This is a genomic window from Streptomyces sp. NPDC058198 (genome assembly GCF_042882605.1).
Lineage (GTDB): Bacteria > Actinomycetota > Actinomycetes > Streptomycetales > Streptomycetaceae > Streptomyces.
This window is the reverse complement of sequence record NZ_JBHVVP010000021.1, coordinates 18,816-39,610: the sequence shown is the minus strand read 5'-3', so window position 1 is coordinate 39,610 and position 20,795 is coordinate 18,816. Positions and strand designations below refer to the sequence as shown.

Below are 20,795 nucleotides of genomic sequence, written 5' to 3'. Positions count from 1 at the left end.
CCCCGTGCCCCCCGCACGCGGGGGGGCCCGGGGGGTTTGATTCCGCGCCGGGCCCCACGGCTTCCGGCTTCTCGCGTGTCCCCGCTACCGGGTCACTTCTTGCGGCCGCGCTTCTCCCGCACGCGCACGGAGATATGGATCGGAGTGCCCACGAAGCCGAACTCCTCGCGCAGCCGGCGCTCGACGAAGCGCCGGTAGCCGTGCTCGATGAAGCCGGAGGCGAAGAGCACGAAGCGCGGCGGCTTCGTCCCCGCCTGCGTACCGAACAGGATGCGGGGCTGCTTGCCGCCCCGGATCGGGTGCGGGTGCGCGGCGACCAGCTCTCCGAGGAACGCGTTGAGCCTGCCGGTCGGAACCCGGGTCTCCCAGCCCGCCAGCGCCGTCTCGATCGCCGGGACCAGCTTCTCCATGTGGCGGCCGGTACGCGCCGAGACGTTCACCCGCGGCGCCCAGGCGATCTGCGCCAGCTCCGTCTCGATCTCGCGCTCCAGGTAGTAGCGGCGCTCCTCGTCGAGGGTGTCCCACTTGTTGTACGCGATGACCAGGGCGCGGCCCGCCTCGACGGCCATCGTGATGATCCGCTGGTCCTGGACGCTGATGGACTCGCTCGTGTCGATCAGTACCACCGCGACCTCGGCCTTCTCCACGGCGGCCGCCGTACGCAGCGACGCGTAGTAGTCCGCGCCCTCCTGGAGGTGGACCCGGCGGCGGATGCCCGCGGTGTCGATGAACTTCCACACCGTGCCGCCGAGCTCGATCAGCTCGTCGACCGGGTCACGGGTGGTGCCCGCGACCTCGTTGACGACGACGCGCTCCTGGCCGGCGACCCGGTTCAGCAGGGACGACTTGCCGACGTTCGGGCGCCCGATGAGCGCGATACGGCGGGGCCCGCCGACCGCGGTGCCGAAGGTCTGCGCCGGGGCCTCCGGCAGGGCTTCGAGCACCGCGTCCAGCATGTCGCCGGTGCCGCGGCCGTGCAGGGAGGAGACCGGGTGCGGCTCGCCGAGGCCGAGCGACCAGAGCGCGGTGGCGTCCGCCTCCCCGCTCTGTCCGTCCACCTTGTTGGCACAGAGCACGACGGGCTTGCCCGCCTTGCGCAGCAGCTTGACCACGGCCTCGTCGGTGTCGGTCGCGCCGACCGTGGAGTCCACCACGAAGACCACCGCGTCGGAGGCCTCGATCGCGTACTCGGCCTGGGCGGCGACGGAGGCGTCGATGCCCAGGACGTCCTGCTCCCAGCCGCCGGTGTCGACGACCTTGAAGCGGCGTCCCGCCCACTCGGCCTCATACGTCACCCGGTCGCGGGTGACGCCCGGCTTGTCCTCGACGACCGCCTCGCGGCGGCCGATGATGCGGTTCACGAGGGTCGATTTACCGACATTCGGGCGGCCGACGACGGCGAGGACGGGCAGCGGGCCGTGACCGGCCTCACCGATCGCGCCCTCCACGTCCTCGGCTTCGAAGCCCTCCTGCGCGGCAAGCTCCATGAACTCCGCGTACTCGGCATCGCCAAGCTCCCCGTGCTCGTCGCCGGAGTCGATCTGGTCGTTCATGAAGTCCGTACCTCGTTCATCGTGATCGGTGCGCCGCGGCACGCGGCGCACTACTCAAGTCCTGCCCAGTGCCTTACGACCTGGTCGTTACCTAGCGCTTGGCCTGGCGCCCGGTGAGGCGCCTGGCGTTCTCCAGGTGGGCGGTCAGCCGCTCCTGGATCCGCACGGTGGCGCCGTCCAGCGCCTTGCGGGTGCGCCGCCCGCTGCCGTCACCCGCCTCGAAGGCGTCGCCGAAGACGACGTCCACGCGGCTGCGCAGCGCGGGCAGCGCGGGTATCAACCGTCCATGGCTCTCGGTGCTTCCCAGGACGGCCACCGGGACGATCGGCGCCCCGCTCCGTACAGCGAAGTATGCGAGCCCGGCGCGCAATGAGGCGAAATCGCCCTCACCCCGGGTGCCCTCGGGGAAGATCCCCAGCACCCCGCCGTCCCTGAGCACACCGAGCGCGTCGCTGATCGCGCCGCGGTCGGCGACCTCACGGTCCACCTTCAGCTGTCCGATGCCCCGCAGGAACGGGTCGAGCGGACCGATGAAGGCTTCCTTCTTGATCAGGAAGTGCACCGGGCGGGGCGCGGTGCCCATCAGCATCGGGCCGTCGATGTTGTGCGCGTGGTTGACGGCGAGTATCGCGGGGCCGCTCGCCGGAACCCGCCAGGCGCCGAGCACCCGCGGCTTCCAGAGCCCGTACATCAGTCCGATACCGATGCCGCGCCCGATCGCCGCGCCCCTCCCGGACGGTGCGCTCACGTGGCGTCCCGCTTCTCCCCGACCAGGGTAACGATGCACTCGATGACCTGCTGGAGCGTGAGGTCCGTGGTGTCCACCTCGACCGCGTCCTCGGCCTTCGCGAGCGGGGATGTCTTACGGCTGGAGTCGGCCCTGTCCCGCTTGATCAGCGCTTCCCGGGTGGCGACGACATCCGTCGCCTCGTTGCCCTTCAGCTCCCCGCTGCGGCGGGCGGCGCGCGCCTCCGGCGAAGCGGTGAGGAAGATCTTGACGTCCGCGTCCGGCAGGACCGTCGTACCGATGTCGCGGCCCTCGACCACGATCCCCTTCCCGGCGGCCGCGGCGATGGACCGCTGCAGCTCGGTGATGACGGTCCGCACCTCGGGCACGGCGCTGACCGCGCTCACCTCGGAGGTGACCTCCTGGGTACGGATGGGGCCCGCGGCGTCCACCCCGTCGACGGTGATCGTGGGAGCGGCCGGGTCGGTGCCCGAGACCAGGACGGGCTTGCCCGCGGCGGTCGCGACAGCGGCGGGATCCCGCACGTCGATGCCGTTGCTGAGCATCCACCAGGTCATCGCCCGGTACTGCGCGCCGGTGTCCAGGTAGCTCAGCCCGAGCTGGGCGGCCACGGCCTTGGAGGTGCTCGACTTGCCCGTGCCGGAGGGCCCGTCGATGGCGACGATCACAGCGGCCGAGGCCGTCCGGGCGGCGGTTGCTCCGTTTTCCACGGGGGCGGACACCTTTCCTGGTACACGGGATGAATGCGAGGGGACGTCCATACGCCCCCGCACAAGGTTACCGAGTACTCAGGGCCTCGAATGCACCCGTTCGGCGGGACGCTTCCCGGCGCACATCGCGCCCCGCGCCCCCGGGTGGCCCCGTGTGATCTACTGCCGGACCGACCAGCCGCGTTCCCGCAGGGCCGCGGCGAGCACCGGGGCCGCCGCCGGCTCCACCATCACCTGGACCAGGCCCGCCTGCTGTCCGGTCGCGTGCTCGATCCGCACGTCCTCCACATTGACCCCGGCCCGGCCGGCGTCCGCGAAGATACGGGCCAGCTCGCCCGGCCGGTCGCTGATCAGCACCGCCACGATCTCGTACACCGCCGGGGCCGCGCCGTGCTTGCCCGGCACCCGCACCCGGCCCGCGTTGCCGCGCCGCAGGACGTCCTCGATGCCGGCGGCGCCGCCGCGCCGCTTGTCCTCGTCGGAGGACTGGAGCGCGCGCAGCGCCTCGACCGTCTCGCCGAGGTCCGCCGCGACGCCCGCCAGCACATCGGCGACGGGGCCGGGGTTCGCGGTGAGGATCTCGACCCACATCCGGGGGTCGGAGGCCGCGATCCGGGTGACATCACGGATGCCCTGGCCGCAGAGGCGTACGGCGGTCTCGTCGGCCTCCTCCAGCCGCGCCGCGACCATCGACGAGATCAGCTGGGGGGTGTGCGAGACCAGGGCGACCGCCCGGTCGTGCGCGTCGGCGTCCATGACCACCGGCACGGCGCGGCACAGCGCGGCCAGCTCCAGGGCCAGGTTCAGTACCTCGGTGTCGGTGTCCCGGGTCGGGGTCAGCACCCAGGGGCGTCCCTCGAAGAGGTCGGCGGTGGCGGCCAGCGGCCCCGAGAGCTCCTTGCCCGCCATCGGGTGCGTGCCGATGTACGCGGTCAGATCGAGGCCGAGCGCCTCCAGCTCACGCCGGGGGCCGCCCTTGACGCTCGCCACGTCCAGATAGCCGCGGGCCACGCCGTCCCGCATCGCCGCGGCGAGCGTGCCGGCGGTGTGCGCGGGCGGTACGGCGATGATCGCGAGGTCGACGCGCCCCTCGGGCGCCTCGTCCGTCCCCGCGCCGAGCGCCGCGGCGGTGAGGGCCCGGGAGGGGTCGTGGTCCGTGAGATGGACGGTGACCCCGCGGCCGGCCAGGGCCAGCGCGGCCGAGGTGCCGATCAGGCCCGTTCCGATGACCAGGGCGCTTCTCACTGGGCGATGTCCTTGCGGAGGGCGGCCGCGGCGCCGAGGTAGACGTGCGCGATCTCGGACTTGGGGAGGTCGGACTCGATATGGGCGAGGATCCGGACGACACGCGGCAGGGCGCCGGCGATGTCCAGTTCCTGGGCGCAGATCAGGGGCACGTCGACGATACCGAGCCCGCGGGCCGCCGCGGCCGGGAAGTCGCTGTGCAGATCGGGCGTGGCCGTGAACCAGATACTGATCAGATCGTCCGCGGTGAGCTCGTTGCGCTCCAGGATCGTGGTCAGGAGCTGCCTGACCTGGTCGTCCATGTGCCCGGACTCGTCCCGCTCCAGCTGGACGGCCCCGCGAACCGCTCGTACCGCCACGACGTTCTCCTCCATGGTCGAGTGCTCGCTTCAGCGTAGTCAGCCACGGGGAACCCAGCGTCCGCGACCGCTCTCCGAGACGGCGAGGGGCCAAGGGCCGCCGTCTCCCCTTCGTGCGGCCATTCGAAGGACCTCGCGCGGGGACTCCGCTGTCTCCGGGGCACGGAGCGCCAGGATGCTGGTGATAACCGGCGGATACGAGGTCACGACAGAGGGAGACACTCATGGATGGCGGTACGGTGCGGCGCACGGTACTCGCGGCGGGCGCCGTCGCGCTCGTCCCCGGCTGCGGCGGGAACGGCGACGGCAGCGGGGACGGAAGCGGGAACAGTGGCCGCAGGCCCCCGCAGCCGTCGGGCCCGCCGGCCGGGTCGCCGGCCGTGAAGACCGCCCCGCCGTCGGCCGGGTCACCGGCCCAGTCACCGGCCCCGCTCGCCAGGACCTCGGACATCCCGGTCGGCGGCGGCAAGATCTTCGCCGACCGGAAGGTCGTGGTGACGCAGCCGACGGAAGGGGAGTTCATGGCCTTCTCCGCCATCTGCACCCATGTGGGCTGCACGGTGGCGAACGTCGAGGAGGGCACCATCGACTGTCCCTGCCACGGCGCCAGATTCAGCGTCATGGACGCCGGCGTCGTGGCCGGTCCGGCCCCGCGCCCCCTCCCGGCCCGGGAGATCACCGTGTCCGGGGACAGGATCTTCCTCGCGTGACCCGGTGAGCGTGCCCACGTGATCCCGTGCCCCGCGTGATCCCGTGCGCGCGTGATCCCGTGCCCCGGCCCCCCGTGATCCGCCGGCCACGAGGGGCCGGCGGGCCCTTCCGTACCCTCCCGTACCCTCTCGCCCATGACGCCGTCCGAAGCCCTTGTCCGCGACCACACCGTCTACTCCTGTGTGATGGGCTCCCGCGCCTTCGGTCTCGCGACGGACGACAGCGACACCGACCTCCGCGGGGTCTTCCTCGCCCCGACCTCGCTGTACTGGGGTTTCGAGAAGCCGCCGTCCCATGTCGAGGGGCCGGCGGCCGAGCAGTTCTCGTGGGAGCTGGAGCGCTTCTGCGCTCTCGCTCTGCGCACCAACCCCAATGTGCTGGAGTGTCTGCACTCCCCGCTCGTCGAGCACATCGACGACACCGGCCGTGAACTGCTCGCGCTGCGCGACGCGTTCCTGTCCCGCCAGGCCCATCAGACCTTCGTCCGCTACGCCGACGGCCAGCGCAAGAAGCTGGAGGCGGATGTCCGGCAGTACGGCGCCCCGCGCTGGAAGCACGCCATGCACCTGCTGCGACTGCTCGTCTCCTGCCGGGATCTGCTGCGTACGGGCCGGCTGGTCATCGACGTCGGTACGGACCGGGAGCCACTGCTGGCGGTCAAGCGCGGCGAGGTCCCCTGGCCCGAGGTCGAGCGGCGGATGACCCGCCTCACCGCGGAGGCCGACACGGCGGCCCTCCGCTCCCCCCTCCCACCCGAGCCCGACCACTCCCGAGTCGAGGACTTCCTCATCCGCACCCGCCGAGCCTCAGCCCTCCAGCCGAGTACGGACGACCAGGTCGTGGAGTGCCTCGTAGACGACGGGGGCGGGGGCGTCCGGTAGCGGTGAGGCCGGCCGCGCCTCGTCCAGGGCCGTGCGCAGCGCCGTCATGTCCGTCTCCAGCCGTTCCCGCTCCACTCCCACGGCCGGCGCGTGTTCGGCGTCGGCCTTTGCCGCGATCAGCTCCGGCAGATAGTGCGGCGCTGCCACCTCCTCCAGCAGGGTGGGCAGATGTGCCCGCACCTCGCCGCTTCGCATCAGATGGATGCCCGTGAGGAGGGCGCGGAAGGTGTAGAGCAGTGGCTTGAGCTCGCCGGTCGACTCGAACAGCCGCCACTGTGTCCGGGCGAACCCCAGGTAGTGGTGCGCGTGATGGGAGGTCAGCACGCCTGGCGCGAGCGCCACCAGTTCCTGGTGCGCTTCGGTCGTGTGCACGACCAGTGGCGAGAGCAGCTGCTCCAGCACATAGCCGTTGCGCCGCAGCATGAGCCCGACGAACTTTCGCAGGTCGTGGGTGACGAGATCCATCTCCACGCCGTCCCGGTCCCACATCCGCGACCGCGTCTCGTCCGGCTCACGCAGCCCGATCAGCGCGGCGACGGGCAGCAGATGGGCACCCCGCAGATCGACGTCCGAGTCCCGGGACGGGAATCCGTACAGATGCGCCCCGGAGACGGTGGCGAACAGCGGGGGGTCGGTCTCCTCCGCGAGGACCGGGCCGAGGTCGGTGACCGGCAGCCCGGCCTCCTGGAGGCGTCGTTCGCGGCTCTGTTCTTCCGTACGCATGGGTCAAGCGTCCCAGAGGGCCGCCAGCGACAGCAGGTCGCTCCGGTACTCGATCCGCTCGGCCCACTCCTTGGGCCAGGCCCGTGCGCCCAGGTGCGCGCCGGCGAAGGCGCCCGCCAGGGAGGCGATGGAGTCCGAGTCGCCCTTGGTGCAGGCGGCCCGGCGCAGGGCCGTCACCGGCTCGGCGGGGAAGAGCAGGAAGCAGAGCAGGCCGGTGGCGAGCGCCTCCTCGGCGACCCAGCCGTCCCCGGTCGCCAGGCAGGGGTCGGTCTCCGGTGACGGCGTGCGCAGGGCGTGCTGGAGGCGTTCGAGGGCCCCCAGGCACTCGTCCCAACCCCGCGCGATGAAGGCCTCGGGCGTGGGGTCGCCGGCGTGTGTCCAGAGGTCGCCGAGCCAGCGGTGGTAGTAGCGGTCCCGGTTCTCGTACGCGTACGAACGCAGCTGGCCCGCCAGCCCCAGCGGCTCACCTCCCTGCGCCAGCAGGTACACCGCCCGCGCCGTGAGATCGGAGGCGGCCAGCGCCGTCGGATGACCGTGGGTGAGCGCCGCCTGCAACTGCGCTGCGCCCGCCCGCTGTTCGTCGCTCAGGCCCGGGACCAGCCCGATCGGCGCGACCCGCATATTTGCGCCGCAGCCCTTGGACCCGGTCTGGCTCGCCTGCTGCCAGGGCCGGTCGCTGTCGAGGAGCCGGCAGGCGGTCAGGCAGGTGTTGCCGGGGGCGCGGTTGTTGTCCGGGGAGTGGTACCAGTCGACGAACTCGTCGCGCACCGGCCGCTCGAGACGCAGCGGGCCCAGCACCCCCCGGTCCATCGCGGTCCGGATGCCCCGCGCGAACGCGAGGGTCATCTGCGTGTCGTCCGTGACGAACGCGGGATCCGGCAGGGCCATCTCCCGCCACGGACCGCACTTCGCGAGGATCGACGGCACATCGTTGAACTCGGTCGGGAAGCCCAGGGCGTCGCCGAGTGCGAGCCCGATCAGCGAGCCCGTGGCGGCTTGCTTGGTGATGGCCCGTGCGGTGATCATGCGGTCCGTCCTTCCGGTCGCAGAAGAGGTGGATGCAGTGTGGTGGCGGCGCCCGCGCGGTACAGAGCGGCCGGTTTTCCACGGCCGCCCGTCCGGCGGCGCGGTCCCTCCACCGCCTGGACGAACCCTGGCGTGGTGAGGACCTTGCGCCGGAAGTTGGGGCTGTCGAGCACGACGCCCCAGACGGTCTCGTACACCTGCCGCAGCTCCCCGAGCGTGAACTCGGCCGGGCAGAAGGCCGTGGCGAGACAGGTGTATTCGAGCTTGGCGCCGACGCGGTCGTAGGCGTCGGCGAGGATGTGGTCGTGGTCGAAGGCGAGCGGTCCGCAGGCCCCGAACTCCACCCACCGGGCGCCGGCCGCGTCCCCGCCACCGCGCGGCTCCGGCAGATCCGGTACGAGCGCGGTGTACGCCACGGACACGACCCGCATCCTGGGGTCGCGGTCCGGGTCGCTGTAGGTCCGCAGCTGTTCCAGATGGAGCGCGGTGGCGGTCCGTTCCGACAGGCCAGTCTCTTCGACCAGTTCACGGCGGGCGGCCTGTCCGGCGGACTCCTTCGGCAGTACGAAGCCGCCCGGCAGCGCCCAGTCGCCCCGGTAGGGGTCCTGTCCGCGCTCGACGAGCAGGACGTGCAGCCGGCCCTCCCTGACCGTGAAGACGGCGAGGTCGACGGTGACCGCGAACGGCTCGAAGGCGGACGGGTCGTAGCCCGCCGGAGCGCGCGACCGCGGGGCGTTCACCGTCGCTCCGGGAGGGGCGGGGCGAAGTCCCATCCCCGGCCGAGCAGGTCGTCCACGGCGGCGACGGCGGTGGCGAGCCGCTCCTCGTGCGGTCCGCTCACGACGAGGAACTCGCGTCCGGTGCGGGTGAGTTCGGCGCGGAACCGGCCGGTCATCCAGGGCCGCAGCTCCTCGCCGTCCCGCAGCCCGTCGTCCTCGAAGGCGACGCCTTCATGGTCGGTGAGCAGCCACAGCTGATGGGAAATCAGGTCGGCGATCTCCTCGACCCGCGGATTGCGTCCGCCCACATACCGTTCGTGCCAGACGGTGGTGGCGAAGGAGTCGGTGTCGCAGAACAGGACGGGTGAACCGGCCCCGGCCGCCGCGTCCTCCAGTGCGTTCTGCCGCTCGGCGATCCGCGGGAAGTCCGCCGTGGTGAATTCGACGTCCTCCCACTGCGCCCGCGGGTGGTCGACGCGCAGGGCGGCCAGTTTGAGTTCGCTGAACTCCCGCCCGTACTCAGGGACGTACCCGGTCCGCGCCCAGGTCCCGCCGCGCCGCCGGTAGTGGCCGGCGAGCGCCCGCGCGAGCGTCGTGGTGCCGGTGGACTCGGCGCCGAGCACCACGACGCGCCGGGTGAGCGCCGCGCGTACCGGCGGCGCCAGGAAGTCCCAGCAGCCGACCGGGTCCTTGCGCACGGCCGTGCCGGAGACCGGGAAGACCGTACGGTCCGGGTCGACGCACACGGACGCGGCGCCGAACCGCCGCCCCAGCTCCGCTCCGTACGACTCCGAGCTGAAGACGGCGTCCACGCGCTCGGGCACGGCGCCGCGGAAGACCGCCATGTGCGCGTCCCAGACGGCGGGGTCGTTCAGGTCCATGACGACGTCGTCGACGGCCCCCACCACCCTGACGTCCGGGTGGACTTCACGCATCCAGCGGACGCGGTCGGCCAGCGGCACGGACTCCACGGAGGAGGCGCAGACCAGCACGGTCAGCCGCTCGCAGCGGTCCCGCGCGGTCCGTACGAGATGGTGGTGGCCGGCGTGCGGCGGATAGAACTTACCGAGCACAAGACCGTGTCCGTAGCCGGTCATACGGCCGTCGCCTCCGCCGTCCGCCGCGATCCGGCCAGGTCCCGGGACCAGTTGCGCAGCCCGGCCAGGCAGAGGGCCAGAAAGCCGGCGTAGAGCAGCGAGGTCAGGTAGAGGTCCTTGTACGCGTAGAGCGGGATGTACACGACGTCCGCCGCGATCCACAGCCACCACGACTCCAGGCGCTTGCGGCACTGGCCGTACGTCGCCATCAGGGAGAGCGCGGTGGTGAGCGCGTCCCAGAAGGGCACGGTCGAGTCGGTGGCGCGGCCGAGGAGGACGGTGAGCGCGAATGTCCCCACCACCCCCGCCGCGAGCAGCCAGCCCCACTCGGTGCGGGTCGTGCGCCGCACCGGCAGGGACGAGCCCGGGCCACCCCCGTGGGTCCAGGTCCACCAGCCGTACGCGGCGAGGGTGATGAAGACGACCTGCAGCCCCGCGTCGGCGTACAGGCCGGCCTGGTTGAACAGCAGGATGAAGAAGACGTTGTTGGCGATGCCGATCGGCCAGTTGGCGAGGTGCTGGCGGGCCACGAGCCACACACAGAGCGCGCCACTGCCGAAACCGAGGACCTCGGTCCAGCTGACCGGGGTGTCCAGGACGGTCAGCAGCGGCCGCTGCAAGGGATCGAGAATGTCCGCGAGACTCACGCCCGCCTCCTTAATAGTCACACTGACTATAAAGGGGAACGGACCCGCCCGACAAGCGAAAAAACCCGCGGCCGTGAGGGCGCGGGCTTTTCTTCCGTACCGCCGGCGCCAGGGGCACCAGCGGTAACAGGGGCGTACTCAGGGGCGGGTTACAGCCCCACTTCCTTCATCAGCATGCCGACCTCGGTGTTGGTGAGGCGGCGCAGCCAGCCGGACTTCTGGTCGCCCAGCGGGATCGGGCCGAAGGACGTCCGGACGAGCCGGTCGACCGGGAAGCCGGCCTCGGCGAGCATGCGGCGGACGATGTGCTTGCGGCCCTCGTGGAGGGTGACCTCGACCAGGTAGTTCTTGCCGGTGTTCTCCACGACCCGGAAGTGGTCGGCCTTGGCGTAGCCGTCCTCCAGCTGGATGCCGTCCTTGAGCCGCTTGCCCAGATCGCGCGGGAGCGGGCCCTGGATCGCGGCCAGGTAGATCTTCTTGACGCCGTACTTGGGGTGCGTGAGGCGGTGGGCCAGCTCGCCGTGGTTGGTGAGCAGGATGATGCCCTCGGTCTCCGTGTCGAGCCGGCCGACATGGAAGAGCCGGGTCTCGCGGTTGGTGACGTAGTCACCGAGGGACTGGCGGCCGTCCGGGTCCTCCATCGTGGAGACGACACCGGCCGGCTTGTTCAGCGCGAAGAAGAGATGCGACTGCGTGGCGACGGTCAGTCCGTCGACCTTGATCTCGTCCCTGTCCGTGTCGACGCGCATGCCCTGCTCAAGGACGATCTCGCCGTTGACCTCGACGCGGGACTGCTCGATCAGCTCCTCGCAGGCGCGGCGCGAGCCCATGCCGGCGCGGGCGAGGACCTTCTGCAGCCGCTCACCCTCCTGCTCGGCGCCGGGGTTGGTCCTGGGGGTCACGACCGAGGGCCGCTCGGCGTACCGGTCACGGTTGCGCTGCTCGATCTTGGCGTCGAGCTCGCGGGGACGGGACTGGCCGCCGCGGCGCGGGCCGCCACCGCTCTGCGAGGACTTGGGACCGCCCTTGGCACCGCCACGGGCCGCCGCGCCGCGGGCGCCGCCCTGGCGCGCGCCCTCGCCGGAGGAATCGCCGGAGCCGGCGGAACGGCGGGTGCCGCCGGGCGCACCGGAGGCACCGGAACCACCGGTGGGGCCCGAGCGGCCGACATCGTAACGGCGCTCCTCGGGACGGGGACGGGACGGCCGCTTCGGCTGCTCGTCGCGCCCGGCGCCGGCGCCCCGGGTGTCCCGGCTGTCCCGGGCGTCCCGGTTGCCGCCGGCGCCCCGGCTGTCCCGATTGCCGCTGCCGCCCCGGCCGTCCCGGCTACCACTGCCGCCCCGGCCGTCCCGGTTACCACCGGCGCCCCGGCTGTCCCGGTTACCGCCGCCGCTCCCGCCTCCGCCGTTCCTGTTGCCGCTTCCGCTGTTCCTGTTGCCGCTTCGCATTAAATGTCCGTCTTGTCGTCTGCGTCGGTGTCCGGTGCGTCCGGATCGAACGACGGAACGCCTTCGAGGGTCTCGGCCTCGATCGCGTCCGCCTCGGGGAGGAAGGGCGCGAGCTCCGGAAGCTCGTCCAGGCCGCGCAGGCCCATCCGCTCCAGAAAGTAGTTCGTCGTCCTGTACAGGATCGCACCTGTTTCGGGTTCCGCGCCCGCCTCCTCCACCAGCCCGCGCTGGAGGAGGGTGCGCATGACGCCGTCACAGTTCACTCCGCGTACCGCGGAGACCCGGGAACGGCTCACCGGCTGGCGGTACGCGACGACCGCGAGGGTCTCCAGCGCGGCCTGGGTCAGCCGGGCATGCTGGCCGTCGAGCACGAAGCCCTCGACGGCCTCGGCGTACTCGGGCCGCGTGTAGAACCGCCAGCCACCGGCGATCAGCCGCAGCTCGAAGCCGCGGCGCTGGACGGTGTACTCGTCGGCCAGCTCCCGCAGCGCGTCCGCGACGGCCCGCCGGGGGCGGTCGAGGACCTTGGCGAGATGCTCCTCGGTGGCGGGCTCGTCGACGACCATGAGGACCGCTTCGAGAGCCGGCTTGAGGTCCAGCTCCGCGACCGTCCTCGTACTGGTGCTCGCGCTCGCACTCGTGCGCGTACTCCGCTGCTCGCCGCTCACGCGTTCTCCTCGCTCGGCTCATCGACAGTCTCGTCGGCCGTCTCGTCGGTCGTCTCGTCGGTCGGGCCGGGCTCGCGGTCGAATTCGTCGGTCACGGCCGGCTCCGCGTCGCCGTCCCCGCCGGTCCAGCGGACCATCAGGGTGCCGAGGGCCTCCTCCTGGTCCAGGGCGACTGCCCGCTCCCGGTAGAGCTCCAGCAGCGCCAGGAAGCGCGCCACGACCGTGAGGGAGTCGGCGGCGTCCGCCGTGAGCGTCTGGAAGCTGGCCTCCCCGTGCTCCCGCAGCAGCGCGACGACGATCCCCGCCTGTTCCCGTACGGACACGAGCGGCGCGTGGATGTGATCGACGTACACCTGCGGCTTCGGCTTCGGTTGCATCGCCTTCACCGCGAGCCGCGCGAAACCCTCGGGCCCGATACGGATCACGACCTCGGGGAGCAGCTCGGCGTGATGGGGTTCGAGGCCGACCGTGCGGGGATAGCGCCGCGCCTCCCTGTCCAGGCGCTCGCTGAAGATCTCCGCGACGTGTTTGTACGCGCGGTACTGCAGGAGCCGCGCGAAGAGCAGGTCCCGTGCTTCGAGCAGCGCGAGATCCGCCTCGTCCTCCACCTCGGCGGTGGGCAGCAGCCGGGCGGCCTTCAGATCCAGCAGGGTCGCCGCGACCACCAGGAACTCGGTGGTCTGGTCGAGGTCCCAGTCCGGGCCCATGCCCCGGATATGCACCATGAACTCATCGGTGACCTTGGAGAGCGCGACCTCGGTCACATCCATCTTGTGCTTCGAGATGAGCTGCAGCAGCAGATCGAACGGCCCCTCGAAATTCGCGAGCCGCACGGTGAAGCGCCCGTCACCCGCGTCAGGCCCTTCCGTCGCGTCCGTCGCGTCGCCATCGGCCGGAGCGCCGGGTGCCACGTCCGGGACGGCCGCGGGCACCTCGTCGGCAGGCGCAGGCACGGGCGCGGGCACAGCCGCGGGCGCAGGCACCGGCACAGCCGCTTCCGGCGCGGCGGGTGGCGGCTCGGGAGCCTGCTCGGGAGCCGTCGTGGCGGCCGTCGCCGGCGGCGCGTGGCCCGCGGTCGCGGGCGGCGACGCTCCCGGGCCGCGGCCCAGGCTGCGGCGGGGCGGCCGGGTGGGATCGGGGGGCGGGGGCATCGTGGTCCTGGGGGCTGGAGCAGGGGCTGCCCGCGCAGGCTACCGTCAGCGCCCGCGCAGGCGCCGTACGAGAATGCTCGCGTCGCCGCGTGATTCGAGGTCCGCGAGGACCACGGCGACCGCCTCACGGACGATCCGCCCCCGGTCCACGGCGAGTCCGTGCTCACCGCGCAGGACCAGCCGTGCGTGTTCGAGGTCCATCAGTTCCTCGGCCGAGACATAGACCGTGATCTTCTCGTCGTGCCGCTCGCGCCCGCTGGGGCGGCGGTTCGCACCGCGGCCCCGGCGGCGCTGCTGCCCGCCCTGCGCCCCCGCGGCAGATGCCGCGCCCGGAGAACCGGCCTCCTGCGGCCGCCGCCCCTTGACCGAGGAGGCGGCCTGCTCCGCGTCGGCGGTACGGCTCCTGGACGACGCCGCGGAGTCCGCCGTCGCGGCGCCGTGTTCCTCCACCGGGGCGGACGAGGACGAGTTCCCCGCCGGACCCGACGGGGCCCCGGCCGCCGGGTCGCCGGCCGGATCGCTCTCCCCCGCCGGCGCCGGCACCCGTGGCTCACCGTTCGCGTTACGACGCTGGGAGGCGGGCGAGGAGGACTGCAGCGCCATGCCCCCGGTCGTACGGAACAGCTCGTCGGCCCCGGGCAGACTCACTCGGCGTGACACCGGGCGAGCACCTCCCTGGCGAGCTGGCGATACGCGGCGGCGCCCACGGAGTTCGAGGCGTACGTGGTGATCGGCTCTCCGGCCACCGTGGTCTCCGGGAAGCGCACCGTCCGCCCGATCACCGTGTGGTAGACGTGATCGTCGAAGGCCTCGACGACACGCGCGAGGACCTCGCGGCTGTGCACCGTACGGGAGTCGTACATCGTCGCCAGGATGCCGTCGAGCTCCAGGTCCGGGTTGAGCCGCTCCTGGACCTTCTCGATGGTCTCCGTCAGCAGGGCCACCCCGCGCAGCGCGAAGAACTCGCACTCCAGCGGAACGATCACCTTGTGCGCGGCGGTCAGCGCGTTCACGGTCAGCAGACCGAGCGACGGCTGACAGTCGATCACGATGTAGTCGTAGTCCTGCAGCAGCGGCTTCAGCGCCCGCTGGAGCGTGGACTCGCGCGCGACCTCGCTCACCAGCTGCACTTCGGCGGCCGAGAGGTCGATATTGCTCGGCAGCAGGTCCATGTTGGGCACCGCGGTCTTCAGGAGGACCTCGTCTGCCGCCATGCCCCGCTCCATGAGCAGGTTGTAGACGGTGAGGTCCAGCTCCATCGGATTCACGCCGAGACCGACCGACAGGGCTCCCTGCGGGTCGAAGTCGACGAGCAGCACGCGCCGTCCGTACTCCGCGAGCGCGGCACCCAGGTTGATGGTCGACGTGGTCTTGCCGACGCCGCCCTTCTGGTTGCACATCGCGATGATCGTCGCGGGGCCGTGATCGGTGAGCGGGCCCGGGATCGGGAAGTACGGCAGGGGACGCCCGGTCGGGCCGATCCGCTCGCGGCGCTGGCGGGCAGCGTCGGGGGCGAGGGTGGCCGCGTACTCGGGGTCGGGCTCGTACTCGGCGTCGGGGTCGTAGAAGTGCCCCTCGGGCACTTCGTCGTAGACGGCGAATGGAGTGGACTCTCGGCCACCCTCGTTGCCGGCCATGGCGTTCACGTGTAGGCCGTCCATCATCTGGTGGGCTGTCGTCATGTGCTGGTGGTTGGCGAAGGTGCGGACAGCGACGGAGCCGACAGCCTCGAATCCCGACGACCGGCTCTGGCCCGTCGCAGGCATTCCTGGTTGACCACCCCCGGGAGTAAATGTCGACTCATTCACAAGTCGTCTTACCTCCTTGGACGTGACCAGGAAACTTATCGATAGGTCAGCGTGGCACTATGCCGACGGTTGGCGACTCTATGGCGTGTCACCGGTCCGCAGCAACACAATCCGCCGGACCCGGCCCGATGTGTCGGCAACCGAACACCTCCCTGTCAAGGGCGCACGAGCCTCTCACCAAGGCATGGCGGGCACCTTTCACGGGTGTGCGAATCGGTGAAAAGGTTACGTTCGACGTGAGTTGAGCGGGGGTCGGGAAACGGCGGGGCACGCGTCCGGCCGGACCTCGCTGAGCAAGATCCGGCCGTTGGCGTGATGTTGACGATGCGCGTTGACGCATCAGCCCAGAAGCATGCTCAATTCGGCGTGATCCAGCCCATGGGCCTCGGCCACCTCACGGTAAACGACCTGGCCTTCATGGGTGTTGAGGCCCTTGGCGAGCGCCGGGTCACGGCGCAGCGCCTCGACCCAGCCGCGGTTCGCGAGCTCCACGATGTACGGCAGCGTGGCGTTGGTCAGCGCATACGTGGAGGTGTGCGGAACCGCGCCCGGCATGTTGGCGACGCAGTAGAACACCGAGTCATGGATCTGGAAGGTCGGCTCGGCGTGCGTCGTCGGGTGGGAATCCTCGAAGCAGCCACCCTGATCGATTGCAATGTCGACAAGTACACTTCCGGGCTTCATCTTGGCGACCAGCTCGTTGGTGACCAGCTTCGGCGCCTTCGCGCCGGGGATGAGAACGGCGCCGATGACGAGGTCCGCGTCGACGACCGCCTTCTCCAGCTCGAAGGCGTTGGAGACGATCGTCTGGACCTTGGTGCCGAAGATCTTGTCGGCCTCGCGCAGCTTGTTGATGTCCCGGTCGAGCAGGGTCACGTGGAAGCCCATGCCGACGGCGATCTGCGTGGCGCTCCAGCCGGAGACACCGCCGCCGATGACGACGGCCCGGCCGGCCGCCGTACCCGGGACGCCGCCCGGCAGGACGCCGCGGCCGCCGGCCGAGCGCATCAGGTGGTACGCGCCGACCTGCGGGGCCAGCCGGCCCGCGACCTCGGACATCGGGGCGAGCAGCGGCAGCGCGCGGTTCACGGTCTCGACCGTCTCGTACGCGATGGCGGTGGTGCCGGAGTCGAGCAGGGCGTCCGTGCACTCACGGGACGCGGCCAGGTGCAGATACGTGAAGAGCGTCTGGCCCTTGCGCAGCCGGTGGTACTCCTCGGCTATGGGCTCCTTGACCTTCAGCAGCAGCTCGGCGGCGGCCCAGACCTCGTCGGCGGTGGGCAGGATCCGCGCCCCGGCGGCGATGAACTCGTCGTCCGTGATCGAGGAGCCGACGCCGGCGTTCCGCTCGATGACGACCTGATGACCGTGGCTCACCAGCTCGTGCACACCGGCGGGGGTGATGGCCACCCGGAACTCGTTGTTCTTGACCTCGCGGGGGATACCGACCAACACGGCAGATCACGGTCCTTGACTCAGGGGATTCCGGGGGCAATCCCATACATACCCGGGCGCGCACGGCGCACAGGAAGTCACCGCGGGAAGGTGCGGCAGAGCCAGTCTAATGAAGGATTTCCCGCTGTCTAGCCTTGCAAAGCTTTAATCCTCAGCCGAAGTGCTACGGATTTCGTAGGCAGATCCTTCCGTTCCCAGGAGAAGGTCGGCCGCGCTGCGGTGCAGCCTGGCCGCGGTCGGGTCGCCGAGCCGGTCCAGCGTGTCCGCCAGCCGGAGCTGGAGCGCGGCCTGCAGCCGTACGTCGCCGGCCAGCCGGGCCCATTCCACCGCCTCCTGACAGGTGCGCAGCGACTCGTGCGGGCGGCCCGCGTACTCCTGCACCCTGGCCGCCTCGCTCAACGCCCGTGCCTGGCCCGGCAGATCGCGCAGCCGGCGATAGCCCGCCACGGCGGCCCGCCAGTTGCGCAGCGCCTCGCCGTAGCGGCCCGCGTAGGTGTGCACGGTGCCGAGCCGGCCGTAGAGCCTGGCCGCGTCGGCCCGTTCACCGCGGCTCAGCCGCTGCGAGAGTGCCCGTCCGTACCAGTCGGCCGCCCGCTGCCAGTCCTGGAGATCCTGGTGAGCGCCGCCTACGGATTCCATCGCGCGGCCGGTCGCGTAGAGATCGTTCGCGGCCCGTCCGGCGTCCAGCGCGGCCCGGTAGCGGGCGAGCGCGTCGTGCGTACGGCCGGTCTGGGCGTCCAGATCGCCGATGTTCAGCAGCGCGGCGGCCTGCTCGCGGTACAGCTTGCGCCGCTCGGCGATGTCGAGGACCAGTTGGTGCAGCCCGTACAGCTCGGGCGCCGCGGCCTCGGTGCCCCGGTGCGCGGCCAGCGCCCTGACCAGCGCGGCCACCAGCCGGCGGGCCAGGGTGTCCAGCTCACCGTCGGCGACCGCGAGCCGGGCGGACGCCAGCAGGGCACGCTGGCGTGAGCGCAGCCACTCGTCGGCCGCGGCGGCGTTCGGGAAGCGCAGCGCGCGGGGCAGTCCCGCCAGCCTCTTGCGGGCCGGGGAGCCGTCGGGGTCGGTAACGGCGCGGCAGGAGTGGAGCAGCCGTACGGTCCGCTCCAGCATCCGCGCCCGGGCCAGCTGCACCTCGGCCGGCCGGTCCTTCTCCTGCATGAGCGCGCGCAGCAGCGGGACCAGAGAGCCCGGCACCAGGTACTGGCCGTCCACGGCCCGGTCGGCGGGGGCCCGGAGCAGTCCCATGGCGGTGAAGTCGTCCAGCGTCTTCCGGGCGGCCGACACCGAGCAGCCGGCCAGCGCCGACGCGGTGTGCGCGTCGGCCAGACCCGCGGGCGCGAGGGCGAGCAGTCGCAGTATCCGGGCGGAGGACCCCGGCAGCGCCTCGTACACCAGCTGGAAGGCGCGGGCGAGCGGCCGGTCGCCGACGGGCCGTGCGCCGTCGTGCGGCAGGGAGCGCAGCCGCTTGGCCACATCGGCGACCGACGCGGTGGGGCGGGCCGCGAGCCACCCCCCGGCCAGGACCAGGGCGGCGGGCTGGCCGCCGCACTCCTCGGCGAGGGACTCGGCGGCCTGCGGATCGACGGTGATCCGGACGGCGCCGGTGAAGGTCGCGAGCAGTTCGATGGCGGACTTCGCGTCCATTCCGCCGAGGGTGCAGGGGCGGACGTCGGGAATCCCGGTGAGCGGGCCCTGCGCGACCGCGACCACCAGGCAGTCGGGGTTGTCGGGGACCAGCGGGTCGACCTGCTCGGCGTCCACGGCGTCGTCCAGGAGCAGCAGCACCCGGCGCGCCGACAGCGCCGTGCGCACCATCTCGGACAGCTCGTCCTCCCCGGCGCCGGGCGGCGTGGGGATGCCGAACACGTCGAGGATCTCGCGGGCGGTGCGCTCGGTGGGCACGGGCTCGCCGCCGGCCTCGGTCAGCCGGGTCCGTACGACCCCGTCCGGATAGCCGTCCCGCAGCTGCCCGGTGAGCTCCTCGGCCAGCGCGGTACGCCCGGCGCCCGGCCGCCCGGCGATCAGCAGGACCCGGGCGCGGGGCTCCTTGCGCCCGGAGATCGTATTGAGCCCGGCGCGCTCGACGTCTCCGCGCAACGCCTTGAGTTCCCGCTCCCGCCCGAAGAACTGTCCCTCGTGAGCGGGGTGCGCCCGGCCGGGAACGTACGCGGGCCGGGGGGCGCCACGCCGCAGGACCGCAGGACCGGGCGGCAGCGCCGTCGAGGGCCGTCGAGGGGCGCCCCGGCCGGTCACCTTCGGGTCCGCGTGAGCACCGCGGGCCGTCCCGTCCGTCCCGTCCGTCCCGTCCTCGGCGCCGTCGCGCGCCGCGAGCGAGGCGGCTTCTCCGGCTGCCCCGCTCTTCCCGGCCGGGAGGCCGGGCCGGGACTCGCTCGCGGTGGGCGCCGCGGAGCCGCCCGTGTCCGTCGTGTCCCCCGTACCGCCTCGGGAGGTGTCCGGCCCGCCGGGCCCCGGCGCGGAGCCGGACTCCTCTCCGCCCGCACCCGCACCGCGCGCCACCGACCCGCCCATGTCCTCGGCATCTCCCAACGACGCGCCCACGTCCCGCACCTCTGCCCGCGCGGCGGCCGCGTCGTCCCCCGCGCCGCCACCCTCCGTCACCCGGTCCGGCGCGGATCCGGCCGCGTCGGCCGCCTGCGCGGCCGCGCCCCGCGGGCCCTGCGGCACATCCACCCGGGCCGCACCTTCCCTCTCGGGACTTCTCTTCGGCGCCTTCGCGCCGGACGACTTGGCCCGCGCCCTGCGCTTCACCGACGGCCCGTCAGAATCGTTGCCCACCAGGTCGGTTGGCTTCGCACCGGATGAGCCGCGCTGCCCCGTCGCTCGCGCACGACCGGTGCCGTTCACGTCCACCGCCTGATCCGTCACGGGCCACGCTCCGTCCGCCTGCGCACGAGCCGAGCTCGCCGGGTCTCCGCACGAGCGATCCGAGCGTAGTTCACTCTCTGCGACGAAGCCGGTGGGGCGTGGCCGGTAAATCCCCCAATCGGATCAGTATTTCGTCAGACCAGAGGATCGCTGGACGACCACTGGAGGGGCGCCGGAGAACCGCCGGAGAACCACTGGAGGATCGAGAATCCGTCTCAGGACTCGAACGGGCGGGCGGGCCAGGGCGCCTCGGGCGGCCGGAGAGCGTCGAGCCCGTCGCCCGCCAGCGCCGCGGTGAGCGCGAGAACGCCCACGGCGAGGCAGTTGTTGTGCAGCTCCCCGGCGAGCACTCCGCGCACCAGATCCGTCCGCTCCACCCGGGCCAGCTCCATGTCCGCCTCCTCCTCGGAGACCTCGAAGCGCACGCCCTGCGCCTCCGACAGATCGCGGGCGAGGAAGATCCGTACCGCCTCGTCGCAGCCGCCCGGCGTCGTGTAGACGTCCGCCAGGACCCGCCAGTCCTCCGCCTTGACGTGCGCTTCCTCGTACAGCTCGCGCTGCGCCGCGGACAGCGGATTCTCGCCCGGTACGTCGAGCAGACCGGCCGGGATCTCCCAGAGCTTCTGGCGCACGGGGTGCCGGTACTGGCGCAGTACGAGGACCCGGTCCGCGTCGTCGAGCGCGAGGATCGCCACGGATCCGGGGTGCACCTGGTAGTCGCGTGACACGACCCTGCCGTCGGGCATGACCACATCATCCGTACGGACACTGGTCTTGTTGCCGCGGAAGGGCGTCCTGGTCGCGGTGACCCGCCACTCCTCGGGGGCGTCCTTGATCGTCATGAAAGCGTCCTCCCACACAGCAGCGCACACGCGGAAACCGGGGCAAGGATCCCGAAAGACCCGTACCCCGGCTTCCACCGTATCGCCTGTGCGCGGGCGGCTTCCCGCCCCGCCCAGG

General features: G+C 72.1%; 20 protein-coding genes. 2 read left to right on the top strand and 18 right to left on the bottom strand.

The genetic code is table 11. From position 1 onward, the window contains the following. Positions 1–92 precede the first annotated feature (92 nt). The 5 genes from der to aroH all read right to left on the bottom strand — a co-directional run bounded on the left by der (position 93) and on the right by aroH (position 4,615). Complete coding sequence (gene der / locus ACFVWW_RS33785) at positions 93–1,553, bottom strand: ribosome biogenesis GTPase Der (protein WP_384193952.1); 1,461 nt, start codon at positions 1,551–1,553, stop codon at positions 93–95. Positions 1,554–1,644: 91 nt separating this feature from the next. After that, the gene (locus ACFVWW_RS33780) at positions 1,645–2,244 is read right to left on the bottom strand and encodes a lysophospholipid acyltransferase family protein (protein ID WP_386879461.1); all 600 of its coding nucleotides are present in this window, start codon (positions 2,242–2,244) and stop codon (positions 1,645–1,647) included. Between the two features lie 53 nt (positions 2,245–2,297). Beyond that, positions 2,298–3,011, bottom strand: a complete 714-nt coding sequence (gene cmk / locus ACFVWW_RS33775) for a (d)CMP kinase (protein ID WP_386879442.1) — start codon at positions 3,009–3,011, stop codon at positions 2,298–2,300. Positions 3,012–3,170: 159 nt separating this feature from the next. Next, entirely contained in the window at positions 3,171–4,256 is a 1,086-nt protein-coding gene (locus tag ACFVWW_RS33770) for a prephenate dehydrogenase (RefSeq protein ID WP_384191400.1), read from the bottom strand. Next, positions 4,253–4,615, bottom strand: a complete 363-nt coding sequence (gene aroH, locus ACFVWW_RS33765) for a chorismate mutase (RefSeq protein ID WP_384191417.1) — start codon at positions 4,613–4,615, stop codon at positions 4,253–4,255. The genes ACFVWW_RS33770 and aroH overlap by 4 nt, the downstream gene beginning before the upstream one ends. A 224-nt stretch (positions 4,616–4,839) precedes the next feature. On the opposite strand from aroH, the gene ACFVWW_RS33760 reads away from it, so the two are divergent. Next, on the top strand, positions 4,840–5,325 hold the full coding sequence (locus ACFVWW_RS33760; protein WP_384191397.1) for a ubiquinol-cytochrome c reductase iron-sulfur subunit: 486 nt from the start codon (positions 4,840–4,842) through the stop codon (positions 5,323–5,325). A 135-nt stretch (positions 5,326–5,460) separates the two neighbouring features. Continuing rightward, positions 5,461–6,207, top strand: coding sequence for a DNA polymerase beta superfamily protein (locus ACFVWW_RS33755; protein WP_386879443.1), 747 nt, complete (start codon positions 5,461–5,463; stop codon positions 6,205–6,207). On the opposite strand, the gene ACFVWW_RS33750 is transcribed toward ACFVWW_RS33755, so the two are convergent. From ACFVWW_RS33750 to ACFVWW_RS33690, 13 genes are all read right to left on the bottom strand, one after another. Next, positions 6,133–6,930 carry a DNA polymerase beta superfamily protein gene (locus ACFVWW_RS33750; protein ID WP_386879444.1) on the bottom strand — a complete coding sequence of 266 codons (798 nt, stop codon included), beginning with the start codon at positions 6,928–6,930 and terminating at the stop codon, positions 6,133–6,135. The two genes, ACFVWW_RS33755 and ACFVWW_RS33750, sit on opposite strands and share 75 nt — an antisense overlap. Before the next feature lie 3 nt (positions 6,931–6,933). Further along, a complete protein-coding gene (locus ACFVWW_RS33745; RefSeq protein ID WP_384337383.1) occupies positions 6,934–7,956 on the bottom strand; it encodes an ADP-ribosylglycohydrolase family protein in 1,023 nt (340 codons plus the stop codon). Further along, on the bottom strand, positions 7,953–8,729 hold the full coding sequence (locus ACFVWW_RS33740) for an NUDIX domain-containing protein (RefSeq protein ID WP_386879445.1): 777 nt from the start codon (positions 8,727–8,729) through the stop codon (positions 7,953–7,955). The genes ACFVWW_RS33745 and ACFVWW_RS33740 overlap by 4 nt, the downstream gene beginning before the upstream one ends. Beyond that, the gene (locus tag ACFVWW_RS33735) at positions 8,693–9,772 is read right to left on the bottom strand and encodes an AAA family ATPase (RefSeq protein WP_386879446.1); all 1,080 of its coding nucleotides are present in this window, start codon (positions 9,770–9,772) and stop codon (positions 8,693–8,695) included. Before ACFVWW_RS33735 ends, ACFVWW_RS33740 begins: the two co-directional genes overlap by 37 nt. Continuing rightward, a complete protein-coding gene (gene pnuC, locus ACFVWW_RS33730) occupies positions 9,769–10,419 on the bottom strand; it encodes a nicotinamide riboside transporter PnuC (RefSeq protein WP_386879447.1) in 651 nt (216 codons plus the stop codon). Before pnuC ends, ACFVWW_RS33735 begins: the two co-directional genes overlap by 4 nt. A 149-nt stretch (positions 10,420–10,568) precedes the next feature. Further along, positions 10,569–11,867: a pseudouridine synthase gene (locus ACFVWW_RS33725; RefSeq protein WP_386879448.1), complete on the bottom strand. Its 1,299-nt coding sequence runs from the start codon at positions 11,865–11,867 to the stop codon at positions 10,569–10,571. After that, positions 11,867–12,433, bottom strand: coding sequence for an SMC-Scp complex subunit ScpB (gene scpB / locus ACFVWW_RS33720; RefSeq protein ID WP_384191411.1), 567 nt, complete (start codon positions 12,431–12,433; stop codon positions 11,867–11,869). Before scpB ends, ACFVWW_RS33725 begins: the two co-directional genes overlap by 1 nt. Positions 12,434–12,531: 98 nt before the next feature. After that, a complete protein-coding gene (locus tag ACFVWW_RS33715; protein ID WP_386879449.1) occupies positions 12,532–13,686 on the bottom strand; it encodes a segregation and condensation protein A in 1,155 nt (384 codons plus the stop codon). A 45-nt stretch (positions 13,687–13,731) separates the two neighbouring features. Continuing rightward, entirely contained in the window at positions 13,732–14,334 is a 603-nt protein-coding gene (locus ACFVWW_RS33710; protein WP_386879462.1) for a hypothetical protein, read from the bottom strand. Next, positions 14,331–15,452 (bottom strand): ParA family protein, encoded by a 1,122-nt coding sequence (locus ACFVWW_RS33705; RefSeq protein WP_384191363.1) that lies wholly within the window; start codon positions 15,450–15,452, stop codon positions 14,331–14,333. Before ACFVWW_RS33705 ends, ACFVWW_RS33710 begins: the two co-directional genes overlap by 4 nt. 381 nt (positions 15,453–15,833) lie before the next feature. Beyond that, complete coding sequence (gene ald, locus ACFVWW_RS33700; protein WP_384191360.1) at positions 15,834–16,949, bottom strand: alanine dehydrogenase; 1,116 nt, start codon at positions 16,947–16,949, stop codon at positions 15,834–15,836. Positions 16,950–17,093: 144 nt separating this feature from the next. Further along, complete coding sequence (locus ACFVWW_RS33695) at positions 17,094–19,478, bottom strand: tetratricopeptide repeat protein (RefSeq protein ID WP_386879463.1); 2,385 nt, start codon at positions 19,476–19,478, stop codon at positions 17,094–17,096. A gap of 572 nt (positions 19,479–20,050) precedes the next feature. Next, positions 20,051–20,677 carry an NUDIX domain-containing protein gene (locus tag ACFVWW_RS33690; protein WP_384191357.1) on the bottom strand — a complete coding sequence of 209 codons (627 nt, stop codon included), beginning with the start codon at positions 20,675–20,677 and terminating at the stop codon, positions 20,051–20,053. Positions 20,678–20,795: the final 118 nt, after the last annotated feature.